The organism is Streptococcus sp. HMSC072D05, from assembly GCF_001815805.1.
Lineage (GTDB): Bacteria > Bacillota > Bacilli > Lactobacillales > Streptococcaceae > Streptococcus.
This window is the reverse complement of the sequence record NZ_KV822038.1, coordinates 322,642-334,013: the sequence shown is the minus strand read 5'-3', so window position 1 is coordinate 334,013 and position 11,372 is coordinate 322,642. Positions and strand designations below refer to the sequence as shown.

The 11,372-nt window shown below is 41.2% G+C and carries 11 protein-coding genes; 2 read left to right on the top strand and 9 right to left on the bottom strand.

What is annotated here, in order from left to right; all coding sequences use genetic code 11:
- Window positions 1-281: 281 nt before the first annotated feature.
- Both HMPREF3057_RS07465 and HMPREF3057_RS07460 read left to right on the top strand, forming a co-directional pair.
- Window positions 282-2,564: a Xaa-Pro dipeptidyl-peptidase gene (locus HMPREF3057_RS07465; RefSeq protein WP_070697075.1), complete on the top strand. Its 2,283-nt coding sequence runs from the start codon at window positions 282-284 to the stop codon at window positions 2,562-2,564.
- Between the two features lie 523 nt (window positions 2,565-3,087).
- Window positions 3,088-3,558: an arginine repressor gene (locus HMPREF3057_RS07460; RefSeq protein ID WP_001043018.1), complete on the top strand. Its 471-nt coding sequence runs from the start codon at window positions 3,088-3,090 to the stop codon at window positions 3,556-3,558.
- A 35-nt stretch (window positions 3,559-3,593) separates the two neighbouring features.
- On the opposite strand, the gene HMPREF3057_RS07455 is transcribed toward HMPREF3057_RS07460, so the two are convergent.
- From HMPREF3057_RS07455 to dnaG, 9 genes are all read right to left on the bottom strand, one after another.
- Window positions 3,594-3,758 carry a hypothetical protein gene (locus HMPREF3057_RS07455; protein WP_000502578.1) on the bottom strand — a complete coding sequence of 55 codons (165 nt, stop codon included), beginning with the start codon at window positions 3,756-3,758 and terminating at the stop codon, window positions 3,594-3,596.
- Window positions 3,759-3,767: 9 nt separating this feature from the next.
- The gene (obgE, locus tag HMPREF3057_RS07450) at window positions 3,768-5,078 is read right to left on the bottom strand and encodes a GTPase ObgE (protein WP_000061637.1); all 1,311 of its coding nucleotides are present in this window, start codon (window positions 5,076-5,078) and stop codon (window positions 3,768-3,770) included.
- A 71-nt stretch (window positions 5,079-5,149) separates the two neighbouring features.
- Window positions 5,150-5,284, bottom strand: a complete 135-nt coding sequence (locus HMPREF3057_RS07445) for a DUF4044 domain-containing protein (RefSeq protein WP_000863851.1) — start codon at window positions 5,282-5,284, stop codon at window positions 5,150-5,152.
- A 29-nt stretch (window positions 5,285-5,313) separates the two neighbouring features.
- Window positions 5,314-5,502 (bottom strand): PspC domain-containing protein, encoded by a 189-nt coding sequence (locus HMPREF3057_RS07440; protein WP_000735790.1) that lies wholly within the window; start codon window positions 5,500-5,502, stop codon window positions 5,314-5,316.
- A 20-nt stretch (window positions 5,503-5,522) separates the two neighbouring features.
- Complete coding sequence (locus HMPREF3057_RS07435; protein WP_070697073.1) at window positions 5,523-6,848, bottom strand: glycosyltransferase family 4 protein; 1,326 nt, start codon at window positions 6,846-6,848, stop codon at window positions 5,523-5,525.
- An 8-nt stretch (window positions 6,849-6,856) separates the two neighbouring features.
- Window positions 6,857-7,900 carry a glycosyltransferase family 4 protein gene (locus HMPREF3057_RS07430; protein WP_008276348.1) on the bottom strand — a complete coding sequence of 348 codons (1,044 nt, stop codon included), beginning with the start codon at window positions 7,898-7,900 and terminating at the stop codon, window positions 6,857-6,859.
- Window positions 7,901-8,013: 113 nt separating this feature from the next.
- A complete protein-coding gene (locus HMPREF3057_RS07425) occupies window positions 8,014-8,343 on the bottom strand; it encodes a metal-sulfur cluster assembly factor (protein ID WP_000331930.1) in 330 nt (109 codons plus the stop codon).
- A 14-nt stretch (window positions 8,344-8,357) separates the two neighbouring features.
- Window positions 8,358-9,467, bottom strand: coding sequence for an RNA polymerase sigma factor RpoD (gene rpoD, locus HMPREF3057_RS07420; protein WP_000201892.1), 1,110 nt, complete (start codon window positions 9,465-9,467; stop codon window positions 8,358-8,360).
- 2 nt (window positions 9,468-9,469) lie between these two features.
- On the bottom strand, window positions 9,470-11,230 hold the full coding sequence (gene dnaG, locus HMPREF3057_RS07415; RefSeq protein WP_038805102.1) for a DNA primase: 1,761 nt from the start codon (window positions 11,228-11,230) through the stop codon (window positions 9,470-9,472).
- Between the last annotated feature and the right edge of the window lie 142 nt (window positions 11,231-11,372).

Genomic DNA, 11,372 nt, shown 5'->3' with positions numbered 1-11,372 from the left:
TTCAAAGGAAGAAAATAAAAATTAATATTATATAATAGTTTTAAATGTAAATTTAGATATATTTATACCAAACGAAGAATAATAAAGATAGGAGTTATATGCAGTTTTACATATAAAAATCTCTAGAAAAAGGCTTACTTCTATAGTATTTATTCAGTATTTTATAATAACTTACCAAATAGATATGCTGGTTTAAGAAATTTATTTCATTTAAGTTTATTTATTCCATTTTTCCCTCTTTTTTGATATAATAAATTTAGTTGTTTTCAAAGGAGAGAAACATGCGTTTTAATCAATTCAGCTATCAACCAACCACTAGTTCTCAACGATTTGAGGAATTAGAAGGTCTTGGTCTAAAGCTGTCACCCCAACTGTCCTTAAAAAGACAGTTTGAAGATTTCATTCGTTGGAGTTTTTTCACTTATTCTAACACGGATTATGCCTTGTCGACTTTGGCTGCGGATAAAGAAACAGATTTAGTAACTTTTTTCCAGTCAGACCGTGAGTTAACTGCGGAGATTTTCTACACAGTAGTTTTTCAACTTTTAGGATTTAGCTATCTTGTTGACTTTGAGGATGCCGAACAGTTTCGTAAAGAAACTGGTTTTCCTATTGTTTATGGAGATCTCATTGAAAATCTTTATCAGTTACTCAATACGCGAACGAAAAAAGGAAATACGCTCATCGATCAGCTTGTTAGTGATGGACTCATTTCAGAAGATAATCACTACCACTACTTTAACGGTAAGAGCTTGGCAACCTTCACTACTCATGATGTCATTCGTGAAGTCTTGTATGTCGAGAGTCGTGTGGATACTGATAACGACGGTCTCCCTGACTTAGTCAAGGTCAGCATTATTCGCCCGCGTTATGATGGTCAAGTACCTGCTCTTATGACTGCCAGCCCTTATCACCAAGGGACCAACGACAAAGCCAGTGACAAGGCTCTCTACAAAATGGAAGGGGAGCTTGAGGTCAAACTGCCCCACACCATTGAACTTGAGGAACCTAAGCTGAATTTAGTTGAACCTCATGGTCAAGCAGAAGTCGTCTCAGAAGCTGAAGAAAAGCTATCTCATATCAATAGCTCATATACTCTAAATGACTACTTCCTCCCACGTGGATTTGCCAATCTCTATGTATCGGGTGTTGGTACCAGGGATTCCCAAGGGCTCATGACCAATGGTGACTACCAGCAGATTGAAGCTTATAAAAATGTCATTGATTGGCTTAATGGTCGTTGTCGCGCCTTTACTGACCACATGCGGAATCGTGAGGTCAAAGCTGACTGGTCAAACGGCAAAGTCGCAACAACAGGTATTTCTTATCTAGGTACCATGTCCAATGGTCTCGCCACCACTGGTGTTGATGGCTTAGAAGTCATCATCGCAGAAGCAGGTATTTCCTCTTGGTACAACTACTATCGGGAAAATGGTCTAGTAACCAGCCCAGGTGGTTATCCGGGTGAGGATTTTGACTCACTTGCTGAACTGACCTACTCCCGCAACCTCCAAGCTGGTGACTATATTCGTGGCAATGAAGCTCATCAAGCAGACTTAGAAAAGGTTAAAGAGAAACTCGATCGCAAGACTGGTGACTACAATCAGTTTTGGCATGACCGCAACTATCTGCTCAATGCTCACAAGGTTCAAGCTGAGGTCGTCTTTACGCATGGTTCCCAGGATTGGAACGTCAAACCTCTTCATGTTTACCAGATGTTTCATGCCCTTCCTAGCCATATCAATAAGCACCTCTTTTTCCATCATGGTGCCCATGTCTATATGAACAACTGGCAGTCGATCGACTTCCGCGAGTCCATGAATGCCTTGTTAAGTATGAAATTGCTAGGACTTGACTCAAGCTATCAACTTCCGACTGTCATCTGGCAGGACAATATCGCACCGCAAAAATGGCAAGGTCTTGATAACTTTGGCAAACAGGATGAACTGCATACCTTCTCTCTTGGAACTGAAGAAAAAGTGATTCAAAACCAGTATGATCAAAAAGATTTTGATCGTTATGGAAAGACTTACCAGATCTTCAACACCGAACTTTACCAAGGTAAAGCCAATCAGATCACCATTGACCTTCCAGTAAGTCAAAACCTTTACTTAAATGGGCGAGTGGCGCTGAAACTTCGTGTCAAAACGAGTACGAACAAGGGCTTATTATCAGCCCAACTGTTAGAACTTGGACAAAAGAAATATCTGCAGCCTTATCCAGCTGTTTTAAGTGCTAGAACCATTGATAATGGTCGTTACCACATGTTAGAAAATCTCTGTGAACTGCCATTCAACCCAAGTGCCCAACGTGTCATCACCAAAGGCTACCTTAATCTTCAAAATCGAACCAATCTCTTGACGATTGAAGAAGTCCAACCAAATGAATGGATGGACTTCAAGCTAGAGCTTCAACCAACTATCTACAAACTTAAAGAAGGAGATACTCTCCGTTTGGTTCTCTATACAACAGACTTTGAGATTACAATTCGAGATAATACAGACTATCAGTTGACTGTTGATTTAGCACAGTCTAGTCTTATCCTACCTTGTCAAAAGGTATAATCTACCAGACTTTCAATATGAAAGGATTCAAAGGAAAAGTCAATGAATTTGACCATTGAACTTCCTATAACAAAAGTTTTCCACTTGAACAGTCGAATCAAACATAAACTTTGTATCAAATCCACAGTTCATCTAAAAGCATTTTAGAAGCCCCTAGATAGAACTTGGACAAAAGATACTCCCCCTAACCAACATGTGTAACCATTTATCATATTCGCTACTAGACCACATGTTGGAAATCTCTGTGAATTAACATTTAGAGTGAATTCACAAAACGCCGTGACAAAAAGCTACCCAAATTGAATGATTCACTGTCATTAAAGAACATCAATGTAGATGAACGGATTGCTACCCAGTTTATCTGCACGCAACTAGTGACAAAGTTAAAAGAAGGAGAATCTCTCCATCTAGTTCTTTATCCTACTGACTGCGAAATCATCATACGTGACAATACCGCCTACCACCCGACTGACGTTATCGTTCAGTCCACGCTACTGTACCTTGTAAAAGGAGTACTTACTTTATGAACAAATCAGAACACAGACACCAACTTATCCGCGCCCTCGTTTCAAAAAACAAAATCCATACACAAGCTGAATTACAAGCCTTATTAGCGGAAAATGATATCCAAGTGACTCAGGCTACTCTATCACGCGATATCAAAACCATGAACCTTTCAAAAGTGCGCGAAGAGGATAATTCTTACTATGTGCTAAATACAGGGTCTATCTCCAAATGGGAAAAACGTCTTGAAAACTATATGGAAGATGCTCTTGTTATGTTGCGTCCTGTGCAACACCAAGTTATTTTGAAAACTTTACCCGGTTTAGCCCAATCGTTTGGATCTGTAATTGATTCCTTGGCCTTTCCAGATATCGTTGCAACCCTTTGTGGAGACGATGTCTGCATGATTATCTGTGAAGATGCTACAAAAGCGCAGGCTTGTTTTGAGAGTCTTAAAAAATATGCGCCACCATTTTTCTTTAGTGAATAAAACAAATCCCGTGATTAAAAGATCACGGGAATTTTTTATTTCTTTGACTGTGTTTCTTCTTTCTTTGTACGTGCCAATCGAAGAGCGCGTTTAGGATTGAGACGATTAAATAATTCTTCTAGTTTCTTTTCATTCCATACATCTGCTGCAGAAACAAAATTGCCATCTGCATCTCGGAATGATATCGGTTTATCTCCCATATCAATCTCCTAGTCTACAAATTCAAATTCAAATTTACCAATGCGGACCAAATCGCCATCTTTGGCGCCACGCGCACGAAGGGCTTCGTCAACTCCCATACCACGAAGCTGACGGGCAAACTTCATGACCGATTCGTCACGGTCAAAGTTGGTCATGTTAAAGAGTTTCATGAGTTTTTCACCAGAAAGTACCCATGTCGCATCATCATCACGACTAATCTCAAAGGCTTTTTCTTCCTCGTCAAAGCCATAGTAAGCCTCTTCTTCCATATCGGATTCATCATAAATCGGGAATTCTGGAGTCTTGTCTAACAATTCAGCTGTCGCATCCAAAAGAGTTGCCAAACCTTGCTTGGTCAATCCAGAAATTGGGAAGATGGCTGGAAGTTCCTCAAACTCGTCGTAGTTTGCTGCCAACTTTTCCTTGAAAGTTTTCAGATTTTCCTGACTTTCAGGCATATCCATCTTGTTGGCCACGATAATCTGTGGACGTTCCATGAGACGAAGGTTGTAGGATTCTAATTCCTTATTGATAGCAAGGTAGTCCTCATAAGGATCACGTCCTTCACTAGCTGACATATCGATGACATGGAGGATAACTCGAGTGCGTTCGATATGACGAAGAAACTGGGTTCCAAGACCAACCCCTTGACTGGCCCCTTCAATCAAACCTGGAAGGTCTGCTACTGCAAAAGATTCACCTGACTGTGTACGAACCATACCCAAATTTGGGACAATCGTCGTAAAGTGGTAAGCACCGATTTTGGGCTTAGCTGAAGTGATGACACTAAGCAAAGTTGATTTTCCAACAGATGGGAAACCGACCAAGCCAACATCCGCTAAGATTTTCAATTCCAGTTGCAACTCGCGTTCTTGTCCTGGTTCTCCATTCTCAGAGATTTCAGGTGCAGGATTTTTTGGAGTGGCAAAACGGATATTTCCACGACCACCTCGACCACCATGAGCCACGATAAACTCTTGACCATGTTCAATCAAGTCTGTAATGACTTTTCCTGTTTCCGCATCACGTACAGTAGTCCCCTGTGGTACGCGAACACGAAGATCTTCTGCACCACGTCCGTGCATTCCTTTGGTCATCCCTTTTTCACCAGAATCAGCCTTGAAATGACGGTTATAGCGGAAATCCATCAAGGTACGTAAGCCTTCGTCTACCACGAAAACAACGTTTCCTCCACGTCCACCATCACCACCCCAAGGACCGCCATTAGGGACATACTTTTCACGGCGAAAGGCAACCATGCCATCGCCACCATTACCAGCCTTGACCTTAATCTTGGCTGTATCTAAAAACATACTCATATTTTCTTCTCACTTTAAAAAGGCTGGGGAGAACCCAGTCATTAGTTATTGTTTCTATCCCCGTAGCTTGCTTAGAATCTACTAAAAGCTCCAAGCGCAGTTGCAAAGATACCAGCAAGGGTTACAAACAACATGATGAGCACGACAACAAGTGTCACCTTTTCAAACAATGTTTTTTTACGTTTTCCGTTATCTCCAAAAGCCATAACTTCTCCTTTTTCTATATAATTCTAATTTAATATTCTGTTGAAACTGGTGCAATCAACCATAAAATGATATAAGCAAGGACTCCTGTCCCATAACAAAATGCAAGAACAGCCCAAATGACACGAACAATTGTTGGATCAATATCAAAATAATGAGCAACTCCTGCGCATACTCCACCAATTTTTTGATCTTTTCCGCTTCTCATTAATTTTTTCATTTTTTCTTCCTCTTATTCTATTATTTGAATTCGTCTCTCCAATAATCTCTGATGCTAGACAATTGTTTTCGAGACGCTCTTAAAATACGCTTGGATTCTTTTACTGGGCTTGTAACAGCTTGTTGAGGTAGATAGAGAATCGTTTTTAAGAAGCGCTGAGTGACAGGTTGTCCATCATGTAGCTCATGTTCAAAGTTATTTGAGATAATGGCATCAAGGTAAAACTCATGAACTCGTTTCCCAAAATTTTCAGCCGAAATCTCGTACAACTTATCAGCCAACTTTTGTTCAGACATATCAGGAGTAGCGATCAATGCTTCAAGGATAGCGCCCGCAAGCTCTCGTTCTCCATAGTAGAGGGTCCCAAACATTTTATCATTGATCAGATTTTCAAGATAGGGATTGCCATGAGCAATAACAGGCGTTCCACTGGCTAGACTTTCTAGATAGGTTAAACCCTGAGTTTCACTCGTAGAGGCTGAAATAAAGAAATCAGCTGCTTTATAGTACAAAGCTGTTTCACTTGGAGCAATCATACCTGTAAAAATCACATGTTTTTGTATGTTTAATTTCTCTGCTTGTTCTTTCAGACTATTCAGATAAGGTCCGTCTCCAGCAACAACCAACTTCACCTTGTCTTCTTCTTTCAAAACCTGCGCAAAGGCAGCTAAGACTGCTTGGATATTCTTCTCATAAGAAATACGCGAAAGGCTCAGCAGCATTTTCTCACTTTCCTGAATACCTAACTTCGAACGAAGCTCTAGTAAGTTTTCCTCTTTGATCTCAGGTCGTTCAAACTTAGCCAACTCAATTCCAGTTGGGATGACCCGCTTTTCAACCTTGACTTTGTATTTCGATAAAAGGTCACGAACAATCTCACTAGGGCAAATCACGCCATCTACATCATGAAGGAAGCCACGCACCAAATATTTTACCATACTCGGACGAATTAGCATGCCCTTAGCAATGTAATGCACATAGTCTTCATACTGGGTATGGTAGGTATGAATAACTGGGATTTTCAATTCTCTCGCAATCCAAATTCCTAACAAACCAAGAGAAAATTCTGTCTGGGTATGAATGATATCGAGTTGATACTGCTTGGCAATTTCAAGCGCCTTTGTAAAACCTCGGTAGGCAAATCGTCGATCCTTAAATGCAAAGAAAGGGACACTCGGAATGCGAATAATTTGCCAATCCTCGTATCGGTTCACGTCTTTATCAGTCGTTGTAAAGATAAAAACTGCATGCCCCTGCTTTTCAAGCTCAGTTTTCAAGGTCCGTATACTAGTCGCGACCCCGGAAACCTGAGGGAAATAGGTATCTGTAAATAAACCAATTCGCATAAATTACCTCACTTTTTGCCCAAAGCAGCCTGTTCTCGATAAAATTTTAACCAGATTTCCAACAAATGCTCCTCAGAGTACTCTTTGGAGATCTCGCGAGCTTTTTCTTTCAAGTCCTTTAAGGCTTCAGGGTCATTCTTGTATTCTAGGATTGCTTCTCTCATCTCGGAAACATCACTTGTAGCACGATAATTCCCATCAAGAATAACCTTATACAAATCCAAATCTCTTAACATAATAGGAGCCTCGCAACTAGCGGCCTCTAAGATAGTCATAGGGAATAATTCATTGTAACTTGGTAGCAAGAATAGATCCGCCATAGCGTAAAGCTCCCGCATCCGTTCCGGTGACACAATTCCAGGGAAAATAAGATTTTTGGGTGGATTGTCCATTATCTTCTTGTAGCGTTCATAACCATCTGTCATCCCACCAAATGAAAAACCACCTGCCCAGATAAAGGTAATTTCTGGCAATTCCTCAGCAAGACGGATAAAGTCATCAATCCCTTTACGTTTCTGAACCTGACCCGCACCGATTACGACAAACTGATCTTCCGCAAGATCCATTTCCTTTCGGAGTTGTGCAACCTGTTCAGCTGGTAATGGATGCCATTTTTCTTTGTTTACAAAGTTTGGAATATAAGTTACTTTTTCACGCGGAATACCAGCAGCCACCAAATTCTCGATAAACATGGGATTGACCACCACCAAGTGTTCCATTCGGTTGTAAAAGGAAAAAACATAGCGTTTGACAATTCCTTTTAGGAAAAATGGAATCTTCAAACTCCCCTCAAGCGTATCAGGCAAAAAATGCACATAGCCAATTTTTCTCCCAGAGCGTTTCTTTTGGAAAGTAGATAAATAATAAGGGAAATCAATAGTGTGAAAATGAGTTACATCTGCCTCTACAGGAAGATTCTCCGTAACAATCAACTGGTCTTTGGCATCGCGGTGAAGGAGACTAACCAATTCTCGATAAGCTCCTGACACTCCTTGACCAGCTACTTTTTCACTTGAACTTAGCATATTAATACGCAATTTTTCGTTTTCCATACCTTTCATTATACCATTTTATTTCCAGAAAATCAGCAAAAGAAAGAAGAGACGATTGGAAAAAGGATAAAATTATCCTATTTTCCAATCGTCTCTCACATTTTTCTTAGTCTTTATTTAATTCCTAGGGCGATACGCGCGTATCGGCTCATTTTTTCAACCGTCCAAGCTGGATACCAGACCAATTTAACTTCGGTATTGGTTACCTCAGGCACATCTGTCATCGCATCATGTATCTGGTCTGTCAAAAGGTCAGCCAGTGGGCAGCCCATAGTTGTCAAGGTCATATCAATTTCAGTGTGACCTGTTTCACCATCAAAACGAATTTCATAAATCAAACCTAGGTTGACAATATCAATCCCCAACTCAGGGTCGATGACTTCTTCCAAAGCATTTAAAATGCGTGTTTTGATCGTTTCAATTTGCTCTTCTGTATAAGCCATGTTATTCCTCACTCTTAGTCTTCAATAAAATCACGAAGGGGTTTGCTGCGACTTGGTTGGCGCAATTTTCTCAAAGCCTTGGCCTCAATCTGACGGATACGCTCACGAGTCACGTTAAAGACTTTACCAACATCTTCAAGAGTACGCATTTTTCCATCATCTAGTCCGAAACGCAAGCGCAAGACGTTTTCTTCACGGTCTGTAAGAGTATCCAAAACTTCATCCAACTGCTCACGCAAGACGATACGAGTTGTGTAGTCTACTGGATTTTCAATCACTTCGTCTTCGATAAAGTCCCCAAGATGGCTATCGTCCTCTTCACCGATCGGTGTTTCAAGTGATACTGGTTCTTGAGCGATTTTTAGGATTTCACGGACCTTGTCAGGTGTCATATCCATACGCTCAGCGATTTGTTCAGGAGTTGGATCTTGTCCCAATTCTTGAAGGAGATTACGCTGTTCACGGACAAGCTTGTTAATGGTTTCTACCATGTGGACAGGGATACGAATAGTACGGGCCTGGTCAGCGATGGCACGAGTGATTGCCTGACGAATCCACCAAGTTGCATACGTAGAAAACTTAAATCCTTTTGAATAGTCAAACTTGTCAACAGCCTTCATCAAGCCCATGTTTCCTTCTTGGATCAAATCCAGAAACTGCATGCCACGCCCTACGTAGCGCTTAGCAATCGAAACCACCAAACGAAGGTTGGCTTCTGCAAGACGTTGTTTGGCTTCAATATCACCAGCCTCAACTGCTAGAGCCAATTCTTTTTCCTCTTCGTTGGTCAAGAGAGGAACGACCCCGATTTCCTTCAAATACATACGGACTGGGTCATTAACCTTGGCAGAAGTTGAGCCAATCAAGTCCTCATCACTGAGTTCTGGTTCTTCTTCTGCACTAAGCACACGCGCGCTTGGATTTCCTTCGTTGTCTGTGATAGAAATTCCAGCATCCTGAATCCGTTGCAAAAGGTCTTCAATGCCGTCTGCATCGAGGGTGAAAGGAATAACCAGACTTGAATTGATTTCATCATCTGTTGCTGTTCCTGTTTTTTTGTGGTTACGGATAAAGTCCGCTACTTGCACATCAAATGTGGTTACTTCTTTTTGTTTTGTTGCCATTATTACTCCATTCTTCTCTTTTGGGAAATCAATCGTTGCAATTCTTCCAAGGCTGTGTCTGTATCTCCTACATGACTAGCCTCCTGCACTTTCTTTTTAATCCTTAAATTGTCCTTGCTGAGGAGGGCACGGTTACGAGTTTCTTCGACTTCAGAAAGTTCTTGAGGCGACATCTCAGCTGGCAAATCTAGACCAAGAACATGGTACCAGGCATTTTCAACCTCAGGAGTCTGATGAGACAGTTCCTCTGATCCGATTTCTCCCTCTACACTTAATAATTCGTAAAGAATTTGAAATTCTGGGGTATCAAAGAAAAAATCTTCTCTTAATCGGTAGTCATTTAAAACAACTGGATTCTCAGCCATCCTATAAAGGAGATGAGCCTCTGCTCTCATAACTGCTGTCAGTTGCCGCGTCACAGGCAAACTAATCACTACTGGCGTAGGATGCTCCTTGACTCTCTCCTGCCTTTGAACAATCCGACTTTCATTTACAATCTGTTCTACTTGCTGATAATCAAAGGAAGGTAGGTTATCCGCCAGAATGTGGATATAAGAATTCTGGGCAGTGATAGACTTTTCTTTGGCGATTAAGGGCGCAATCTTTTCAATGAATTCGATTTGCGCTTGCAAGTTATCACTATTCTCAGGTTTGAGTTGGTGAATATAGAACTCTATGGGACTAATCCGAGTCTTGGTTAAAAGGTAAGCCAGGTCTTCAGCAGAATTCTTTTGCAAATACTCATCTGGGTCCATGGCATCAGGTACTCGAACAACCTCAACTGAGAAGTCTTTTAACTCCTCTAGAGCCTTGGCTGTTGCTGCCTGCCCTGCCTTGTCGCCATCATAGCTGAGAACAATTTTTTTGGTAAAGCGTTTGAGGTGGTCAACATGCTCCTTGCTTAAGGCTGTTCCCATGGAAGCTACAGCATTTTCTATACCAGCACGGTAGGCTGCGATCACATCCATGAAGCCTTCCATCAGATAGAGCTCTGTAATCTTACCTGTTCCCTTTTTTGCCTTGTCCAAATGGTACAATTCGTAACTCTTGTTAAAAATTGCAGTCGAGCGACTATTTTTATATTTGGCAGTCTGACTGTCAGTTTCTTGCCAGATACGACCTGAAAATGCAATGACCTGTCCCTTGTCATTGGTCAAAGGAAAGATGATCCGTCCAAAAAAAGTATCATAAAACTGATTGCCATCTGACAGGTAAAACAGGCCAGAATCCAATAAATCCTTTTCCTCAAACTTGTCAGCCAAACGTTGATAGAGATAGGTTCTCTCTGCTGGAGCTAGTCCAATCTGGAAGTGCTTCAGAACATCGTCTGTCAATCCGCGTTTGTAGAGATAAGCCCTTGCTTCTTCTCCCATCTTTGTCGTCATGAGGATGGCATGGTAAAAGCGTGCAGCTTCTTCATGCATATCATATAGAGCTTGATGGGGGGAAGCTTGTTGAGGACGAGACTGGACAGGCATAGCCAGTTGAATACCGACGCGCTCTCCTAAGAGCTGAACGGCTTCCATAAAGGACACGCCTTGGTATTCTTCGATAAACTTAAAGACATCTCCTGAACGCCCACATCCAAAACAGTGATAAAACTGCTTGTCTTCCACAACGTTGAAAGAGGGGGTCTTTTCACCATGAAAAGGACAGAGCCCTAAATAGTTCCGTCCAGCCTTCTGTAAAGAAATCACATCACCTATGACTTCCACAATGTTGGCATTGTTTTTGATTTCTTCAATGACTTGCTTGTCAACCATACACAATACCTCCATCTTATCATAGTTTCACGTAAACTAGTATAGCTTATTTCTGAAAAAAAGTAAACCATTTCATACGCTTTCCGTAATTCTCTTTGCCTTATTTTTCCAGATAGAAAGAGGAGATAAAAAACTCAGAAAC

What these genes read in the sequence shown, in the direction of transcription:
- HMPREF3057_RS07465 (WP_070697075.1), top strand. Translation starts at nt 282, where the DNA reads ATGCGTTTTAATCAATTCAGCTATCAACCAACCACTAGTTCTCAACGA.
- HMPREF3057_RS07460 (WP_001043018.1), top strand. Translation starts at nt 3,088, where the DNA reads ATGAACAAATCAGAACACAGACACCAACTTATCCGCGCCCTCGTTTCA.
- HMPREF3057_RS07455 (WP_000502578.1), bottom strand. Translation starts at nt 3,758, where the DNA reads ATGGGAGATAAACCGATATCATTCCGAGATGCAGATGGCAATTTTGTT.
- obgE (WP_000061637.1), bottom strand. Translation starts at nt 5,078, where the DNA reads ATGAGTATGTTTTTAGATACAGCCAAGATTAAGGTCAAGGCTGGTAAT.
- HMPREF3057_RS07445 (WP_000863851.1), bottom strand. Translation starts at nt 5,284, where the DNA reads ATGGCTTTTGGAGATAACGGAAAACGTAAAAAAACATTGTTTGAAAAG.
- HMPREF3057_RS07440 (WP_000735790.1), bottom strand. Translation starts at nt 5,502, where the DNA reads ATGAAAAAATTAATGAGAAGCGGAAAAGATCAAAAAATTGGTGGAGTA.
- HMPREF3057_RS07435 (WP_070697073.1), bottom strand. Translation starts at nt 6,848, where the DNA reads ATGCGAATTGGTTTATTTACAGATACCTATTTCCCTCAGGTTTCCGGG.
- HMPREF3057_RS07430 (WP_008276348.1), bottom strand. Translation starts at nt 7,900, where the DNA reads ATGGAAAACGAAAAATTGCGTATTAATATGCTAAGTTCAAGTGAAAAA.
- HMPREF3057_RS07425 (WP_000331930.1), bottom strand. Translation starts at nt 8,343, where the DNA reads ATGGCTTATACAGAAGAGCAAATTGAAACGATCAAAACACGCATTTTA.
- rpoD (WP_000201892.1), bottom strand. Translation starts at nt 9,467, where the DNA reads ATGGCAACAAAACAAAAAGAAGTAACCACATTTGATGTGCAAGTAGCG.
- dnaG (WP_038805102.1), bottom strand. Translation starts at nt 11,230, where the DNA reads ATGGTTGACAAGCAAGTCATTGAAGAAATCAAAAACAATGCCAACATT.